Origin of the sequence: Rhodococcus sp. 2G, assembly GCF_001886355.1 — a bacterium.
Taxonomy (GTDB): Bacteria; Actinomycetota; Actinomycetes; order Mycobacteriales; family Mycobacteriaceae; genus Rhodococcus; species Rhodococcus pyridinivorans.
Genome location: NZ_CP018063.1, coordinates 2,593,910 through 2,611,742 on the forward strand (window position 1 = coordinate 2,593,910; position 17,833 = coordinate 2,611,742).

Genomic DNA, 17,833 nt, shown 5'->3' on the forward strand with positions numbered 1-17,833 from the left:
AACCTAACCGATCGGTCCCGGCACCACCCGACCCGGAGTCACCGGCGGTGCCGTCCCGCCTGGCGGGTGCGGCGGGCGAAGAACCGGTCGTCGACCTTGTCGAGCGAGATGGACTGACTGAACGCCGCGCTGAGGTTCTCGGCGGTGATCACGTCGTCGAGCAGGCCTTGGGCGACCACACCGCCCTCCTTCAGGAGCAGCGCGTGCGTGAAGCCCGGCGGGATCTCCTCCACGTGATGGGTGACGAGCACGATCGCAGGGGCATCCGGGTCGGCCGCGAGCGTGCCGAGCCGGGCCACGAGTTCCTCGCGACCGCCGAGGTCCAGACCGGCCGCGGGCTCGTCGAGCAGCAGCAGTTCGGGGTCGGTCATGAGCGCCCGGGCGATGAGCGCACGCTTGCGTTCGCCCTCCGACAGCGTCCCGTACAGACGGTCGGCGAGATGTTCCGCGCCGAGGCTCTCGAGCATCTCCACCGCGCGGCTCGTGTCGATGTCGTCGTACTGCTCGCGCCACCGGCCCAGCACGCCGTAGCCCGCGGAGAGCACGAGATCGGTGACCTTCTCGTCGTTCGGCACCCGGTTGGCCAGGGCCGCGGAGGACAATCCGATCCGGGGTCGTAGTTCGGACAGATCCGTCTTTCCGAACGTCTCCGCGAGGACGTGCGCGGTGCCGGAGGTGGGGAACGTCTCGGCCGCCGCGACCCGCAGCAGCGAGGTCTTTCCTGCCCCGTTGGGTCCGAGAACCACCCAACGTTCGTCGAGTTCCACCTTCCAGGTCACGGGACCGACGAGGACGTTCCCGCCGCGTCGGACCACTACGTCGTCGAATTCGATGAGCAAATCGGGATCAGGTTGTGCCACGCGGACCATCTTCTCTTACGCCCGAGCCCGAAACGCGGCAGGATCGGTTCCCGTGTCGTCCTCCGCATCCGAATCTGCTGTCGTGTCCGGCTCGGTCGCGCTCCCCGACCGGGCCGCCTTCCCGCTCGGCCCCACCCCGGTCGACGGTGGGACACGCTTCGCCGTCCACGCCCCGCACAGCGACCGCGTCCAGGTCTGCCTCGTCGACGACGACGGGAACGAACACCGCGTGGACCTGCCCGACCGCACCTACGGGGTCTGGCACGGGGTGGTCCCCGGCGTCGGCGCCGGGCAACGGTACGGCTACCGCGCCTACGGGCCGTGGCAACCGCAGTGGGGGTTGCGCACCAACCCGCACAAGATCCTGCTCGACCCGTGGGCCCGCCGGATCGTCGGCGACGTCGGTGATCCGGACCGGCTGATCCCTCACCAGGGTGACCCGTTCGGTGCGATGTCGAGCACCGACTCGCTCGGCCACACACCTCTGTCGGTGGTGACCCCCGTCCTGACGCCCATGCACGACAAACCCCGCGTGCCGTGGGAGAACACCGTCGTCTACGAACTGCACGTCGGTTCGTACACGGCCCGTCACCCGCTCGTGCCGCCGGAACTGCGCGGCACCTATCTCGGACTCGCCCACCGGTCGGTGATCGACCACCTGGTGGGGCTGGGAGTGACGACGGTCGAACTGCTCCCCGTGCAGGCCTTCGTGACCGAGCCGTCGGTGCGTGCGCGGGGGATGCGCAACCACTGGGGCTATTCGACCGCCTCGTACTTCGCGCCGCATCCCGCCTACGCCGTCACGCCCGGCAACGAGATCGCCGAGTTCCGAACGATGGTCGACGCCTTCCACAGCGCCGGGCTCGAGGTGCTGCTCGACGTCGTCTACAACCACACGTGCGAAGCATCGGTCGACGGTCCGAGTCTGTCCTGGCGCGGTCTCGACGCGCCCGGCTACTACCTGCTCGACGCGCACGGACGGGACATCGACCTGACGGGGTGCGGCAACACCCTCGACGCGTCCTCACCGATCGTCGTGCGGATGGTGTGCGACAGCCTCCGGTACTGGGCGGACGTGATGGGGGTGGACGGCTTCCGCTTCGACCTCGCCAGTGCGCTGGCCCGTCCCCGCGGTGGGGCCTTCGATCCGCGAGCGGCACTGCTCACCGCGATCGTCACCGATCCCGTCCTCTGCGACGTCAAGCTCGTCGCCGAACCGTGGGACGCCACCGCACACGGTTACCAGCTCGGGAACTTCGGCGCGCAATGGGCCGAATGGAACGACCGCTACCGCGACACGGTCCGCCGCTACTGGGCGGGACGTTCCGGGATCCGCGAGATAGCGTCGCGGCTCACCGGTTCGGAGGACCTCTACGACAGGAACATCCGGCAGCCGTGGATGTCGGTCAACTTCGTCACCGCCCACGACGGTTTCACCCTCGCCGATGCGGTCTCGTACGAGCGCAAGCACAACGACGAGAACGGTGAGGAGGGCCGGGACGGGTCGAACAACAACGAGTCGGTGAACCACGGGGTCGAAGGGCCGACCGACGATCCGGAGATCCTCGCCGCCCGCGACCGGCACATCCGGGCGATGCTCGCGACGCTGCTGTTGTCGACGGGCACACCGATGCTGCTCGCCGGCGACGAGTTCGGGCACACGCAGAACGGCAACAACAACGCCTACTGCGTCCCCGAGGACGTCCCCGTCCGCGACGCCTGGCCGCTGGACTGGGAGCACGCCGACCGTGCGCGAACGGATTACGTGCGCGAACTGCTCCGCCTGCGCACGCGCGTCCCGGTGCTGCGGCAGCGACGCTTCTTCGAGGGCCGCGCCCGGTCCGTGGGCTATCCCGATCTCGTGTGGTTCGGCATCGAGGGGATCGAACTCGACGAGGATGCGTGGCAGGACGACAGTCGCCGCACGCTGCAGGGCTGGGTCGACGGCTCGCAACTCGGCACCGTGACCCGCACCGGCGTCACTCTCGAGGACAGCAGCGGGCTGTTCGTTCTGCATTCGGGCGACGCCGCCACGGTGACCCTCGCCGGACCCGAGTGGTATCGCGGCAACATCGTGTGCGTCTTCGATTCGAGTGCCCCCGACGGCAGGCCCGCGGACACCTCCCCGATGCGGGTGGGAAGTTCGTACCCGGTCGACGGTCCGACGGTGCTGATCTTCTGGATCGCGGACGACGGACCCATCGAGCAAGGATGATCCACGGCGGCACGACGCCGGTGGAGGTCAGGCTCGTTCGTCGACCGTGCCGGGCACCGCGATCACGGTGATCGAACCCGGGGCCACCTCGGTGAAGCCCGCGTCGCGGACCGCGACGGCCGTGCCGGCTTCCACGCGGGCGAGCAGCTCGCGCCAGGTGGCCTCGTCCGCATCGCGGACGGCACACGGGAATCCGTCGGAAGCCCAAGCGCGTGCGGTGTCGACGTCCAGTGCCCCCGCGAACAGCATCGCAGCATGACCGACCTGCGCGGCCGCCTTGCCGACGGTCATCTCGAGGTCCTTCTGCACCCAGAGGACCGGAACGCCGTCCGCCGGTGGGGGCGGATCGTCGTGGGGCAGGTCGGTGCCACCGATCTGCAGGCGGGAGATGCGCGGGTCCAGTTCCCCCACCGGGCCGGGCACGAACGCCCGGGCCTGGGCACCGGCGTGGTCGACGGTGACTCCGTCGACGTCCTGCGCGGCACGCCAGTGCGCTCCGCGGGCGCGGCGGGCGACCTTCCGGATCCGCGCGTCGTTCCATGCGAGGAAGGGTTCCTGCCACGGACCGGGTTCGCCGTCCGGGCCGGGACCGACCCGCGGGTCGAAACACAGTGCCACGGTGGCCATCGCGGCGGCTTCGAGCACCGCACTGCGGGCGGGTGGATCGACCTTGGGGATGTGCAGCACAATCGGCATCGCCTGCACCTTCGCCGGATCCTCCGGGTCGGGCCGGTGCCCGTAACCGCGGGTGAGTACGCCGTGGCGCTCGGCGAAACCCGGATCCGAGGCCGGGTCGAAGACCCGATCGGGTGCGGCCTCGAAGACCGGCTCGGGCGCCGTGTCCGCGAAGTCGGGGTCCAGCTCAGACACTGCCGTCGATCGGGACGCGGCGCAGGGTTCCGTCGACGCGGTCGGCCGCCTCGATCTCCTCGCGGGTGACGCCGAGGACGAAGAGCACCGCATCGAGGTAGGGATACGACAGGGCGGTGTCGGCGACCTCGCGCAGGGCCGGCTTGGCATTGAACGCCACGCCCAGGCCCGCGGCCGAGAGCATGTCGATGTCGTTGGCACCGTCGCCGACCGCGACGGTCTGCTCGACCGGCACGCCCGCCTCGTCGGCGAACTCGCGGAGGGCGCGTGCCTTGGCGGCGCGGTCGACGATGTCGCCGACCACTCGCCCGGTGAGCTTGCCGTCGACGATCTCGAGCGTGTTGGCGCGGACGAAGTCGAGTTCGAGTTCGTGTGCGAGCGGGTCGATCACCTGGCGGAAGCCGCCCGAGACGACGCCGCAGCGGAAGCCGAGCCGACGCAACGTCCGGATCGTGGTGCGGGCACCGGGAGTGAGTTCGAGCTGCTCGGCGACCTCGTCGATGACGGTCGCCGGCAGACCCGCGAGGGTCGCGACGCGTTGTTCGAGGGACTGCGCGAAGTCGATCTCACCGCGCATCGCAGCCTCGGTGACCTCGCGGACCTTGTCCTCGACTCCGGCGTGCGCGGCGAGCATCTCGATGACCTCGCCCTGGATGAGCGTGGAGTCGACGTCGAAGACGATCAGGCGCTTGGAACGACGGGCGAGACCGCCGCGCTCCACCGCGATGTCGACGTCGAGGCCCGCGGCGAGTTCGACGAGGGCGTGCCGCAGCGCGGCGTCGGCCTCGACGCTGGTGTCGGGCGCGGTGATCATCAGCTCGAGGCCGGTGAGCGGGTAGTCGGCGATGCCGCGGATCGAATCGATGTTCGCGCCCTGGGCCGCGAGGGTGCGGCCCACCGATCGCAGCGCCTTGGCACTGACCGGGCTGCCCAGCACGACGACGGCGTGGGTCGAGACGGTGCGGGCGCCGCGCTCGGCACCGATCTGGACGTCGGCGTGCATGCCGATGGTGGCCATCGCGGACTCGACCTCGTCCTGCATCGCTTCGACATCGGTCGGGCAGACGAGGAGGACACCGAGGGTGAGCCGGCCACGGATCACGACCTGTTCCACATCGAGGAGGTCGACGTCGTGCCGCGTCAGCGCTGCGAAGAGCACCGAGGTCACGCCGGGATGGTCAGGTCCGGTCACGGTCACCAGCACCGTGCTGTCAGACGCCACTACGTCTCCGATCGCTTGTCTGTCGAGGTACACACGGACGCACGCGCGTACCGGCTCGCTCGTTCATTGTTGCAGGGCGAACCGCCGCTCCCGTTCGCGGGTCCGGACCCACGGAAAGGCCGAAGCCCCACCCGGTGAACGGGTGGGGCTTCGGTCGATCGTCGATCTGCGCTCAGGCGCGCGGATGGTCGCCGGGGGTACGGTCGGCACCCTCGAGGACGTTGACGTTGTGCTTGTCGCTGCCCGGGCCGACGTGCGCCTCGGCGCGCATCTTCTCGACCATGTGCGGGTAGTGCAGCTCGAAGGCGGGACGCTCCGAGCGGATCCGCGGCAGCTCGGTGAAGTTGTGCCGCGGGGGCGGGCAGCTGGTGGCCCACTCGAGCGAGTTGCCGTAGCCCCACGGGTCGTCGACCGTGACGACCTGGCCGTAGCGGTAGCTCTTGAAGACGTTCCACAGGAACGGCAGCGTCGAGGCACCGAGCACGAACGCACCGATGGTGGAGATCGTGTTCAGGGTGGTGAACCCGTCGGACGGCAGGTAGTCGGCGTAGCGACGCGGCATGCCCTCGTTACCGAGCCAGTGCTGCACCAGGAAGGTGGTGTGGAAACCGATGAAGGTCAGCCAGAAGTGCCAGCGGCCGAGCTGCTCGTCCATCATCCTGCCGGTCATCTTCGGGAACCAGAAGTAGATGCCGGCGTAGGTCGCGAACACGATGGTGCCGAAGAGCACGTAGTGGAAGTGCGCCACCACGAAGTACGAGTCGTGCAGGTGGAAGTCCAGCGGCGGGCTCGCGAGGATGACACCGGTCAGGCCACCGAAAAGGAAGGTCACGATGAAGCCGACCGAGAACAGCATCGGCGATTCGAAGGTGATCTGGCCCTTCCACAGCGTGCCGATCCAGTTGAAGAACTTCACACCGGTCGGGACGGCGATCAGGAAGGTCATGAACGAGAAGTACGGCAGCAGCACGGCGCCGGTGGCGTACATGTGGTGCGCCCACACGGCGATGGACAGCGCCGCGATGGCCATCGTGGCGTAGACCAGACCGGTGTAACCGAAGATCGGCTTGCGGGAGAAGACCGGGAAGATCTCCGAGACGATGCCGAAGAACGGCAGCGCGATGACGTACACCTCGGGGTGACCGAAGAACCAGAACAGGTGCTGCCACAGGAGCACACCGCCGGTGGCGGGGTCGTAGATGTGGCCACCGAGGTGACGGTCGACGAACAGGCCCATGAAGGCGGCGGTCAGCAGCGGGAACACGAGCAGGATCAGCAGGCTGGTGATCAGGATGTTCCAGGTGAAGATCGGCATCCGGAACATGGTCATGCCCGGTGCACGCATGCACACCACGGTGGTGATGAAGTTGACGCCACCGAGGATGGTGCCCAGACCCATCACGCCGAGGCCGAGGATCCAGAAGTCGGCACCGACACCCGGGGAGTGGATCTCACTGGTGAGCGGCGTGTACGCCGTCCAACCGAAGTCCGCGGCACCGCCGGGGGTGACGAAGCCGAGCATGACGATCGTCGCGCCGAACAGGTACAGCCAGTAGCTGAAGGCGTTCAGGCGCGGGAAGGCGACGTCGGGGGCGCCGATCTGCAGCGGCAGGATGTAGTTCGCGAAGGCGAACACGACCGGCGTCGCGTACATCAGCAGCATGATCGTGCCGTGCATGGTGAACAGCTGGTTGAACTGCTCGTTCGACAGGAACTGCAGGCCGGGGACCGCGAGCTCGGTGCGCATCAGCAGGGCCATCAGGCCGCCGATGAGGAAGAAGGCGAACGAGGTGACCATGTACATGATCCCCAACATCTTGGGATCTGTGGTCGTGATCATCTTGTAGATGAACGAACCCTTGGGTCCCTGCCGCGGCGGGTACGGCCTTGCTGCAGCTATCTCTGGGACTGGCTGGGGCGCTACGGCAGTCACTAATCCTCCTGAATGCGCGCTCGACCTCGGGCTGGAGGCGAACGGTCTCTGGCTTGCGCTCATCGAATCGTAGACCCTGCCCGAAACGGTCGCCCTCCGGGTCCTACTCACTGTCGTACTCGACTCGCGAGGCTACCTGGAGCGGAGCCGACAACCACAATCCGAGGCTGTGCTGCACCTCACATGCAAGGGCGAGACCAGGTGACCCCACCACGCGCGAACAGCACGGGTTAGGGTGCACTTCCCCCCGCAATCACAGAAGGACGACCCGTGCCTGTTCTCTCCTCCCGACCAGCCCGGTTCGCGGCAGCACTGCTGACCGCCGGACTCCTCGTCGCCGGCTGCAGTTCGGCCGACACCTCCGACGACGCGACCACCGACACCGCGTCCGACTCGGCCGCCGGCTTCCCCCGGACCGTCGAACACTTCCGCGGTTCCACCACGATCGAGAGCGAGCCGACCCGCATCGTCGCGCTCGACACGAGCTATTCCGACGCCGTGCTTCTCCTCGAGGCACCTCTCGTCGGGTACGTCGACTACCGCACCGACGAATTCCCCGACTATCTCGGCGACTCGCAGCAGTACGCGACCGACGCCGTGTCCGTCGGCAAGACCGCGAACGTGAGCCTCGAACAGGTGGCCGCGCTCGAACCCGACCTCATCCTCTCGGCGGAGGTGCGCGACGGAGAGAACTACGAGGAACTGTCCGCCATCGCCCCGACCGTCTTCTCCCAGTCGACCGGACCGACGTGGAAGGACAACATCCGCCTCGTCGCGCAGGCCATCGGCAAGGAGGACCTCGCCGAGCAGAAGATCTCCGAGTACGAGGAGCGCGCCGCGGCCATCGGTGCGGACATCAACGCCAAGGCCGGCAACCCGACGATCTCGATCGTCCGCTTCGCCGGTGAACCGACGGCCCGGCTGTACCGCACCACCTCGTTCAGCGGCATCGTGCTCGAGGACGCCGGTCTCGCCCGCCCCGCGAGCCAGGGTCCCGACCCGTCGGATCCGTCGAGCATCATGAACGCCATCAGCCCCGAACTGATCACCGAGGCCGAGGCGGACGTCATCTTCGTCACCACCTACGACCTCGGCGACGGCAAGGCGCAGGCGGCGGCCGAACCCTTCGTCACCAATCCGCTGTGGGAGAACCTGCAGGGACGGAAGGTCGAGGTCGACGACAGCGTGTGGATGATGCCGGTGAGCATCCAGGGTGCGCACCGCATCCTCGACGACCTCGCGGACACCTTCGGCGTCGACCGTCACACGACCGGATAGCCTGAGCCGTCCGATCCGAGCAGCGTCCTACAGGAGTTGGTCCGACGTGTTTTCCGTGCACCGGTCACGAGCAGTACTCGTCGCAGCCGTCGCTGCGGTGACGACAGCCCTGGCCGGATGCTCCACACCTCCCGACGACGACGCATCGGAGATCATGCGCACCACGACCCGCATCGCCGGTGCGTCGGTCGTGGGCATCGACCGGGACACGTCGACCGCGTGCGCACTCCCCTCCCCGCTCGATCCGGGACAGCCCACCACCGGCACCCGGCCGGTCCTGCACACCGCAGGCCGGTCGGATGTGCCCGCCGACCCGCAGCGGATCGTCGTCCTCGACCCCGCGGCGCTCGACGCGGTGTGCGCCCTGGGGCTGTGGGAGCGCGTCGTGGGAGCGAGCGCCGAGCTCACCGGCCGGCCGGAATATCTCGGCTACGGGATCGGAGAACTCCCGCCCGTGGGTGCCGCGGGCAACCCGGACGTCGCGGCGATCGAGCGCGCACAGCCGGATGTGATCCTCGGCTCCTCCACCGCCCCGGACGTCTACGCCTCCCTCAGCGGCATCGCACCCACCGTGCTGGTCGGGTCCGATCCGGTCTTCTGGAGGGAACAGTTCGTGCGGGTCGGTGAGGCGCTCGGGCGCACGGAGGCCGCACGTCGCGTGCTCGACGACTACGCGACGGCCGCGCGCGATCTGGGCCGCGAGCTCGTGTCGTCCCAGACGCAGGCGTCGATCGTCCGGTTCACGGCCGACGGCCCGACCGTGGAGGGCACCGCGTCGTTCGCGGGGCAGGTGCTCGGCGACGTCGGCGCTGCCCGGCCCCCGGCCCAGCGGTTCGCGGTCGTCGACGGACAACCGTGGCAGGCCGTCGACACGGAGGACCCGGCCCCGGCGGACGGCGATGTGATCTTCGTACGCTTCGCCGGTGAGGACGGACTCGAGGCCGGCAAGGACTACATGCAGACCGACGAGTGGCTCGACCTCGGGGCCGTGCGCGACAACCGTCTGTTCTCCGTGACCGACGACGTGTGGTCGACCCCCGGACCGGTCGCCGCGCGGGCGATCCTCACCGACCTGACGTACACCCTCAACGGATATTCGAACTGATCGCCGGCTCGACCGGCGGCAGCACGCCTGCCGGTATAGAAACGAGGGCGTGCCGATACCCGATTTCGTCGTCCAGCTCCGCTCACACGTAGGAACCGCTCCCCTGTGGCTGCCGGGGGTGAGCGCGATCGTCACGGACGGCGACGACCGCGTCCTGCTCACCCGCCGCGCCGACAACGGCATGTGGGCCGTGGTGTCCGGCATCCTCGAACCCGGCGAGGAACCGGCTGTCGCCGCAGTCCGGGAGGTGCTCGAGGAGACGGGTGTCGCCGCCGAGATCGTGCGGCTGACGAGCGTCGACGTCACCGCACCCATCACCTATCCCAACGGCGACGTCGCGCAGTACCTCGACGTGTGCTTCCTACTCCGCGCGACCGGCGGGGACGCACGCGTCGCCGACGACGAGAACCTCGAGGTGGCGTGGTTCGCGCCCGACGACCTCCCCGAGCCACTCACCGAGACGTCGCGTCTGCGGCTCGGGAAGGCGCTCGCCGGGCGTGCGGAGGCTTGGTTCCGTCAGTAGGCAGTGTTGATCGGACCCGGACTCCACAGACCGCTGCGCGTGACCGTGGCGGTGTCGAGTTCCGCGGTCTCCGTCGACGGATCGATCGGTGTGTACTGCTCGATCGCTCCCCAGTCGCGGTCCCAGTCGTGATCGAGATACGACGGGATCGTGCGGGCCCGCAACAGCTGGTCGGTCCAGCCGAGAGGACCGCCACCGTTGTGGTCCTGCCACAGATCCGTGGAGATAGCACCGATCCGGTCCGGCAGGATCCGGTACTCGGGGATCTCGGCGATGCCGTTGCGGTGCACCATCTGCCGCTGGCACGGGAAATTGAGACCGACAGCCCAGTCCAGCAGGACCGGTGTGTCGCTCCCGACGACCTGCTGCAAAGTCTGTGTCTGCGGCACGCGCGGCGGGGTGAACGCCAGCCACTGTTCGGGCGCGAGATCGTTGTCGGAGGCGACGATCCGCACCGCGTCGACCTCGGCCGGCAGCGTGTCCATCGGCACACGCAGATTCCTCCACGAGGGCGACGGACCGATGTCGATCGGCAACGCCCGTCCCAGCGCGGTCACGCTGCCGTCGGCAGCGGTGGTTCCGTATTCGAGTTCGAGTCGCTGACCGTAGGTTTCGGTGCCGTCGGCGTCGACGGAGAAGATCCGGCCGGCCGCGGCGATCGTGACGAGATCCCCACGCGATCCGGTCGCGTCGGGCTCGGGCAGCCGGAACCAGGCGCTCGTGACGTCGCCGAGGGACGATCCGTGGCTGCCCAGCACCGGTGTGGTCACCGGATCGAGGCCGAACGGCAATGCGACGGTGCTGCCGTTGATTCCGACTCTGCCGGTACCGCCGCCGGTGCCACCGGTACCGCCGGTCGAGCTCTGGTCGTCGTTCGTGTCGACGGTGTTGGCGGTGCCGGCCGAGGCCGAGTCGTCGTCCGGGGTCAGATCGAGCGCGACACCACCCGGCGTGAACCCGTCCCCTCCCCCGGCATCGAGAGCGGAGGCCGCGTCGGCGCCGATGGGGGTGAGCACCGAGGCGTTCGGATCCGTTTCGAGCAGCACGTCGTTCGCGAGCGCACACGAGTTGCCGGTGAGCGTGTCGACGTTGGACCGTGCCACCGAATAGCCCGGGTACTGCGAGATCGCGCCCTTGGCCAGTGACAGCACCTCGAACAGCACCATCGCCGCGGCGGCGACGGTCAACGGCGGCACCGCCCACAACCGCGACGGGGTGTCGGTGCGGGTGGAGGCGACGGGGTGGATGTGCCACCACGCGACCAGCAGCAACGCGACGACCGTCACGGCGAAGAAGACGGTGGAGAAACCGAATCCGGCGACCGACGGCGGCTTGTCCCACCACGGGACCCCGTAGCTCGAGACGTACCACCAGCCGTTGGGGCCGATGAACGACATGGTCACCACGAACGACACCGCCGCGGCGAACAGGGCGCGGTTGCGTCGCGAACGCAACACCGCGGGTCCGGTGGCCACGGCGGCGAGCATCGCCACCGCGGCGGCCAGACCGGCGTAGATACCGAAGTGGTGGGTCCACTTGGTGGGCGCGAACATCATCAGCACCAGCGCGCCGAGGGTGATGCCGACGATGCGGCGGGACGGTCCCTGCGCGGTGCCGGGGATGTGCCCACCGCGGCGCAGCATCGCCACGATCGCCACCGCCAGGCACAACACCAGGGTGAAGACCGCGAACCTGCGGGCCAGCGAGCCGTCCACGGTGATCTGCAGCAGGTACTGGTAGCGCAGATACTCCTGGAACCACGGCACGTTCGGACCGACGCCGTGCACGTGCTGCATCTCCAGCACCGCCGCGAGGGTCTGGTCGGCGAAGACCGGCACCAGGATCACCAGTCCGGCCGCGAGCATCGGCGTAAGTACCGGCAGCCATCCCAGGGTCTGTGCACGCCGATGGAGGATGCGGGCGATCGGGCGGGCACCGGCGATCAGCGCAGCGAAACAGATGATGCCCGACGGTCCCGCGGTCACGGTGAGCGCGGCGACGAGGATCGCGGCCGCCGCGGGCAGCAGACGCCGGGTGGCGATCGCGCGTTCGACCGAGCACCAGGTGAGCACGACGCCCGTCGCGACGATCGGTTCCGGGCGCAGTCCGTTGTTGAGCGGCAGCCAGAACGCCAGGAACACCAGCGCCCCGGTCCACAGCGGAAGCCGGTTGCGACGCAGTGCGACGCCGAGACGTGGAGCGACCTCGCGGCTGAGCACCCACCAGCACAGGATTCCGGCGGTCAGTGCCGGTAGCCGCATCCAGATGCTCGCCGTCGAGACCTGGGTCATCAGGGCGAGGACGTCGTAGAAGGGAGTGCCGAAGGGTGCCTCGGGCACACCGAACCACCGGAAGTAGTTCGCCATGTACCCGGCCTCGCCCGCCGCGCGGGCCATTCCGAGCTGGTAACCGTCGTCGGCGGTGTTCGCCCCGATGACGTGCCAGACGAGCAACGTTCCGACGACCAACGCGTCGATACGGGTGAACGACCACCACGACGCCGGCAACAGGCGGCGGTGGCGACGACCGTCGGCACGGTCGAGCCGGGCCAGCGTCCACAACGCCAGTGCCGTGGCCACCACCGCGACGATCATCGCGACGATCTTCAGCACCGTCGGAGACGTCGTGAAGCGGGTGTCGACGGTCGCGGTGACCGAGACACCGTCGAGTGCGGGACCGGGCAGGTCGGTGAAGATGCCGACGAGCTGGGGCCGCAGGTCTCGGTCGAAGGTCCGCTCCCCTGACGCCGCGGCCGAGCCGGTGATCGTGGCGACGGTACGTTCCGAGTTCGAGGACAGGGTGACCGAGCAGTCCCCGGCCAGGTCGTCCACCGGCGCGGAGGCGAGCAGTGTGTTGCGGGAGATCACCTCGAACACCGCCGGCCCGTCGTCACCGGCCGGCCGGACACGGGCGATCAGCCCGTAGCGTTCACGGTCGGGAGCTCCTGCGGGAAGTGTGGAGAAGACGGTGCCGCCGTCCGGCAGCGCGTCGCGCACGGACCGGCACTCGATCGTGGCGTCGAGATCGACCGGTGCGTAGGACACCAACGGCGCCGAGATGCCTGCGTTGCTCTCGCTCTGCGGCCAGTCGATGGTCGCAGTGGTCTGCGTCACGGGCAGGAACGGCATCGCGATGGATGCGACGATCCCCACGACGGCGGCGAGCACCGCCCACAGACGGGTCCGCTGCTCGACTGCCCGCACGCCCGACGGCGCGCGTTCGATTGTCACCGGCCGAGGCGAGCCCGACGCTTCTCTTGTCTCGGTCACGAGGAGCGATGCTATCGGGGACGGGCCGGACCGCGAAAAGCACGCGATCCCGCACACGGGCGCTGCTGCGCCGGTGTACGGGATCGATGCGTTCGGGCCGGTGACAGAGAACGTCTACGTCAGAAGTCCCAGTCGTCGTCTTCTGTGACGACGGCCTTGCCGATCACGTAGGAGCTGCCGGAGCCCGAGAAGAAGTCGTGGTTCTCGTCGGCGTTCGGCGACAACGCCGACAGGATGGCCGGGTTGACGTCCGTCTCGTCCTTCGGGAACAGCGCCTCGTAGCCGAGGTTCATCAGCGCCTTGTTCGCGTTGTAGCGCAGGAACTTCTTGACGTCCTCGGTGAGCCCGACCTGGTCGTAGAGGGCGGCCGTGTAGTGGGTCTCGTTGTCGTACAGCTCGAAGAGCAGTTCGAAGACCCAGTCCTTGAGCTCGTCGCGCTCGGCCTGCGTGATCGTCTCGAGCCCGCGCTGGTACTTGTAGCCGATGTAGTAGCCGTGGACGGCCTCGTCGCGAATGATCAGGCGGATCATGTCGGCGGTGTTGGTGAGCTTGGCCCGCGACGACCAGTACATCGGCAGGTAGAAGCCCGAGTAGAACAGGAACGACTCGAGCAGCGTCGAGGCGGCCTTGCGCTTGAGCGGGTCGTCGCCCTTGTAGTAGTCGAGGATGATCTGCGCCTTGCGCTGCAAGTGCTCGTTCTCCTCCGACCAGCGGAAGGCGTCGTCGATCTGGCGGCTCGAGCACAGCGTCGAGAAGATCTGCGAGTAGCTCTTCGCATGCACCGACTCCATGAACGCGATGTTCGTCAGCACCGCTTCCTCGTGCGGGGTCACCGCATCGGGGATGAGCGAGACCGCGCCGACCGTGCCCTGGATGGTGTCGAGCAGCGTCAGGCCCGTGAAGACCCGCATCGTCAGTTCCTGCTCGTACTCGGTGAGCGTGCCCCACGACTGGATGTCGTTGGAGACCGGCACCTTCTCCGGGAGCCAGAAGTTGCCGGTGAGGCGATCCCAGACCTCGGCGTCCTTGTCGTCGGGGACGCGGTTCCAGTTGATCGCGGAGACGCGATCGATGAGTTTGACGCGCACGCCGTCGGCCGGCGAGTGTGCTGCTGCAGTCATCGGTTACCTACCTGAATTGTGTGCTGATGCAAAGACTGTCGTGGAGCAGGGTCACAACATGCAGGAGACGCAACCCTCCACCTCGGTGCCCTCGAGCGCCATCTGCCGCAGGCGGATGTAGTACAGGGTCTTGATTCCCTTGCGCCACGCGTAGATCTGCGCCTTGTTCACGTCGCGGGTGGTGACGGTGTCCTTGAAGAACAGCGTCAGCGACAGCCCCTGGTCGACGTGCTGCGTCGCAGCAGCGTAGGTGTCGATGATCTTCTCGTAGCCGATCTCGTAGGCATCCTGGAAGTACTCGAGATTCTCGTTCGTCATGTAGGGCGCCGGGTAGTAGACACGCCCGATCTTGCCCTCCTTGCGGATCTCGATCTTCGACGCGACCGGGTGGATCGAGCTCGTCGAGTGGTTGATGTACGAGATCGAACCGGTGGGCGGAACCGCCTGCAGGTTCTGGTTGTAGATGCCGTGCTTCTGCACGGACTCCTTCAGCTCGCGCCAGTCCTGCTGCGTGGGGATCGCGATGTCCGACTCGGCGAACAGCTGACGGACCCGCTCGGTGGCCGGCTCCCACACCTGATCGGTGTACTTGTCGAAGAACTCACCCGAGGCGTACTTCGACTCCGGGAAGCCCTTGAAGTACGAGCCGCGCTCGATCGCGATCTTGTTCGACGCACGCAGGGCGTGGAACAGCACGGTGTAGAAGTAGATGTTCGTGAAGTCGACGCCTTCTTCGGACCCGTAGAAGATGTGCTCGCGGGCGAGGAAGCCGTGCAGGTTCATCTGGCCGAGGCCGATGGCGTGGGATTCGTTGTTGCCCCGCTCGATCGACGGCACCGACGAGATCGTCGTCTGGTCGGAGACGGCCGTCAGGCCGCGGATGGCGACCTCGATGGTCTGCGCGAAGTCGGGCGAGTCCATCGTCTTCGCGATGTTCAGCGAGCCGAGGTTGCACGAGATGTCCTTGCCCACATGACTGTAGGACAGGTCGTCGTTGAACTCCGAGGGAGTCGAGACCTGCAGGATCTCCGAGCACAGGTTCGAGTGCGTGATCTTGCCGGCGATCGGGTTGGCCCGGTTCACCGTGTCCTCGAACATGACGTAGGGGTAGCCCGACTCGAACTGCAGCTCGGCGACGGTCTGGAAGAACTCGCGCGCCTTGATCTTCGACTTGCGGATGCGCTTGTCGTCGACCATCTCGTAGTACTTCTCGGTGACGTCGATGTCGGCGAAGGGCTTGCCGTAGACGCGCTCGACGTCGTACGGCGAGAACAGGTACATGTCCTCGTTCTTCTTCGCCAGCTCGAAGGTGATGTCGGGGATGACGACGCCCAGCGAGAGGGTCTTGATGCGGATCTTCTCGTCGGCGTTCTCACGCTTGGTGTCGAGGAAGCGGTAGATGTCGGGGTGGTGCGCGTGCAGGTAGACCGCACCGGCACCCTGACGGGCACCGAGCTGGTTGGCGTAGGAGAAGGAGTCCTCGAGCAGCTTCATGATCGGGATGACGCCGGAGGACTGGTTCTCGATCTTCTTGATCGGAGCGCCGTGCTCACGAATGTTGCTGAGCAGCAAGGCGACACCGCCACCGCGCTTGGACAGCTGCAGTGCGGAGTTGATGGAGCGGCCGATCGACTCCATGTTGTCCTCGATGCGAAGGAGGAAGCACGAAACGGGCTCGCCGCGCTGCTTCTTGCCCGAGTTGAGGAAGGTCGGGGTGGCCGGCTGGAAACGACCCGAGATGATCTCGTCGACGAGGTGCCGGGCGAGGATCTCGTCGCCGTCGGCGAGCGTCAGCGCGACCATGCACACACGGTCCTCGAAACGCTCGAGGTAGCGCTTGCCGTCGAACGTCTTGAGCGTGTACGAGGTGTAGTACTTGAACGCACCGAGGAAGGTCGGGAACCGGAACTTCTTCGAATATGCGTGCTCGAACAGCGATTTGACGAATGCGCGCGAATACTTCTCGAGCACCTCGGGCTCGTAGTAGTTCTCCTCGACGAGGTAGTCGAGCTTCTCGTCGAGGTTGTGGAAAAAGACCGTGTTCTGGTTGACGTGCTGCAGGAAGTACTGACGGGCGGCGGCCACATCCTTGTCGAACTGGATCTCGCCGTTGGGGCCGTACAGATTCAACATCGCGTTGAGCGCGTGGTAGTCGAGATCCTTGAGCGAATCGTCGAGGTGTGCGCTCGTGGCGGGAGCGGGATCGGTAATGGTCACAGTGCTGTCCCCACTTGTCGGAGTTAGGAAACGGCCGCGCAGTCACGTCCGCGACGCGCGTCGAATACGGATACGGATGTGGCTCAGGCGTTCTGGAGAACGGACTCCCAGAATCGGGCGAGACCGTCGCGGACACGCTCGACGTCGTCGGTCGTGCCCATCAACTCGAACCGGTACAGATACGGCACCTTGCACTTGCGCGAGACGATGTCTCCCGCGAAACAGTACGAGTCGCCGAAGTTGGTGTTACCCGCCGCGATGACACCGCGGATCAGGCCCCGATTGTGCTCGTTGTTGAGGAATCGGATGACCTGCCTGGGAACGTAGCGGGTATCACGGCCCGTGGCGGTCGTCCCGCCACCGTAGGTCGGCACGATCAGCACGTACGGATCGTGGACCTCGAAATTCCCCTCACGATCGTGCAATGGGATACGGCTGGCCGGAATCCCGAGTTTCTGCACGAATCGGTGGGTGTTCTCGGATGTACTCGAGAAGTACACCAGCGATGTTCCCGGGATCGACCCCAGCGAAGCCATCGGTAGTCACCACTCTTCATTCGATTGCGAAGACCGGCCCGGGCGGACACGGAAGAACACGTCCGCCCGGAGACGACGACGATCGGGCCGCGGCGAACGCGGCCCAGGCTCAGGCAGCGACGGTAAGCGCCTTGATGCGATCGGGGCGGAAGCCCGACCAGTGGTCGTCGCCGGCGACGACGACGGGCGCCTGGAGGTATCCCAGCGCCATGACGTAGTCGCGGGCCTCGGGGTTCTCACTGATGTCGACGACGTCGTACTCGATGCCGGCCTTGTCGAGGGCGCGGTAGGTGGCGGTGCACTGGACGCAGGCAGGCTTGGTATAGACGGTGATGTTCATGAATGCCCCTTTTCCGACGGCCGTGGGCGGCCTGACGACTGACTGCTGTGCGTTACCCGGAAGCCCACTCATCCGTCCGATCCCGCTTCCCCGAGAGATCGTCGGCACTTGTGGCCCTCCAGCGGTCTAGACACTACACCTTGTGTCCGTCGGATACACAGAACCCAGGATGTTGTGACTTACAAAGGTGATACTCCCAGGTCGCGCCCCTCCCTCCACGGCGTTTCGGGCGTGTCCCGGCGTGTCGCCGCAGCGCGTCCGAGAGAGACCTCGAGCACAGTGTGGCGGGCACCACCGACAACTTCGCGAGGTCACCGCGAGAACACCCTCCGAAGGGCCTGCGC

At 67.3% G+C, this 17,833-nt stretch carries 13 protein-coding genes; 4 read left to right on the top strand and 9 right to left on the bottom strand.

Annotation, left to right across the window (positions count from 1 at the left end):
• Window positions 1-38 precede the first annotated feature (38 nt).
• Window positions 39-869 (bottom strand): ABC transporter ATP-binding protein, encoded by an 831-nt coding sequence (locus BO226_RS12255; protein WP_006554577.1) that lies wholly within the window; start codon window positions 867-869, stop codon window positions 39-41.
• Window positions 870-942: 73 nt separating this feature from the next.
• On the opposite strand from BO226_RS12255, the gene glgX reads away from it, so the two are divergent.
• Entirely contained in the window at window positions 943-3,075 is a 2,133-nt protein-coding gene (gene glgX, locus BO226_RS12260) for a glycogen debranching protein GlgX (RefSeq protein WP_156895209.1), read from the top strand.
• A 27-nt stretch (window positions 3,076-3,102) separates the two neighbouring features.
• On the opposite strand, the gene BO226_RS12265 is transcribed toward glgX, so the two are convergent.
• From BO226_RS12265 to ctaD, 3 genes are all read right to left on the bottom strand, one after another.
• The gene (locus tag BO226_RS12265) at window positions 3,103-3,945 is read right to left on the bottom strand and encodes a peptidyl-tRNA hydrolase (RefSeq protein WP_006554579.1); all 843 of its coding nucleotides are present in this window, start codon (window positions 3,943-3,945) and stop codon (window positions 3,103-3,105) included.
• Complete coding sequence (serB, locus tag BO226_RS12270; protein WP_024101411.1) at window positions 3,938-5,167, bottom strand: phosphoserine phosphatase SerB; 1,230 nt, start codon at window positions 5,165-5,167, stop codon at window positions 3,938-3,940. The genes BO226_RS12265 and serB overlap by 8 nt, the downstream gene beginning before the upstream one ends.
• Window positions 5,168-5,339: 172 nt before the next feature.
• On the bottom strand, window positions 5,340-7,100 hold the full coding sequence (ctaD, locus tag BO226_RS12275) for an aa3-type cytochrome oxidase subunit I (protein WP_071935360.1): 1,761 nt from the start codon (window positions 7,098-7,100) through the stop codon (window positions 5,340-5,342).
• Window positions 7,101-7,370: 270 nt separating this feature from the next.
• Here ctaD and BO226_RS12280 point away from each other — a divergent pair, with 270 nt between their 5' ends.
• Genes BO226_RS12280 through BO226_RS12290 form a run of 3 tightly spaced genes read left to right on the top strand, consistent with a single transcriptional unit; the run spans window position 7,371 to window position 10,006 of the window.
• The gene (locus BO226_RS12280) at window positions 7,371-8,378 is read left to right on the top strand and encodes an ABC transporter substrate-binding protein (RefSeq protein ID WP_071935362.1); all 1,008 of its coding nucleotides are present in this window, start codon (window positions 7,371-7,373) and stop codon (window positions 8,376-8,378) included.
• A gap of 46 nt (window positions 8,379-8,424) precedes the next feature.
• Entirely contained in the window at window positions 8,425-9,483 is a 1,059-nt protein-coding gene (locus tag BO226_RS12285) for an iron-siderophore ABC transporter substrate-binding protein (RefSeq protein ID WP_071935363.1), read from the top strand.
• Window positions 9,484-9,532: 49 nt separating this feature from the next.
• The gene (locus tag BO226_RS12290; protein ID WP_006550397.1) at window positions 9,533-10,006 is read left to right on the top strand and encodes an NUDIX hydrolase; all 474 of its coding nucleotides are present in this window, start codon (window positions 9,533-9,535) and stop codon (window positions 10,004-10,006) included.
• Here the strand turns inward: BO226_RS12290 and BO226_RS12295 are convergent.
• The 5 genes from BO226_RS12295 to BO226_RS12315 form a co-directional block, all read right to left on the bottom strand.
• Window positions 10,000-13,236, bottom strand: a complete 3,237-nt coding sequence (locus BO226_RS12295) for an arabinosyltransferase domain-containing protein (protein ID WP_071935365.1) — start codon at window positions 13,234-13,236, stop codon at window positions 10,000-10,002. The genes BO226_RS12290 and BO226_RS12295 overlap by 7 nt on opposite strands.
• A 158-nt stretch (window positions 13,237-13,394) precedes the next feature.
• On the bottom strand, window positions 13,395-14,396 hold the full coding sequence (nrdF, locus tag BO226_RS12300; protein ID WP_071935367.1) for a class 1b ribonucleoside-diphosphate reductase subunit beta: 1,002 nt from the start codon (window positions 14,394-14,396) through the stop codon (window positions 13,395-13,397).
• 51 nt (window positions 14,397-14,447) lie between these two features.
• Window positions 14,448-16,613 carry a class 1b ribonucleoside-diphosphate reductase subunit alpha gene (gene nrdE, locus BO226_RS12305; protein WP_019288422.1) on the bottom strand — a complete coding sequence of 722 codons (2,166 nt, stop codon included), beginning with the start codon at window positions 16,611-16,613 and terminating at the stop codon, window positions 14,448-14,450.
• Window positions 16,614-16,696: 83 nt separating this feature from the next.
• Complete coding sequence (gene nrdI / locus BO226_RS12310) at window positions 16,697-17,149, bottom strand: class Ib ribonucleoside-diphosphate reductase assembly flavoprotein NrdI (protein WP_006550391.1); 453 nt, start codon at window positions 17,147-17,149, stop codon at window positions 16,697-16,699.
• Window positions 17,150-17,258: 109 nt separating this feature from the next.
• Entirely contained in the window at window positions 17,259-17,489 is a 231-nt protein-coding gene (locus BO226_RS12315) for a redoxin NrdH (protein ID WP_006550390.1), read from the bottom strand.
• Between the last annotated feature and the right edge of the window lie 344 nt (window positions 17,490-17,833).

Bases quoted from the DNA above. Each gene is read 5' to 3' on its own strand.
- BO226_RS12255 (WP_006554577.1), bottom strand. From the start codon at position 869: ATGGTCCGCGTGGCACAACCTGATCCCGATTTGCTCATCGAATTCGAC.
- nrdF (WP_071935367.1), bottom strand. From the start codon at position 14,396: ATGACTGCAGCAGCACACTCGCCGGCCGACGGCGTGCGCGTCAAACTC.
- nrdI (WP_006550391.1), bottom strand. From the start codon at position 17,149: ATGGCTTCGCTGGGGTCGATCCCGGGAACATCGCTGGTGTACTTCTCG.
- BO226_RS12315 (WP_006550390.1), bottom strand. From the start codon at position 17,489: ATGAACATCACCGTCTATACCAAGCCTGCCTGCGTCCAGTGCACCGCC.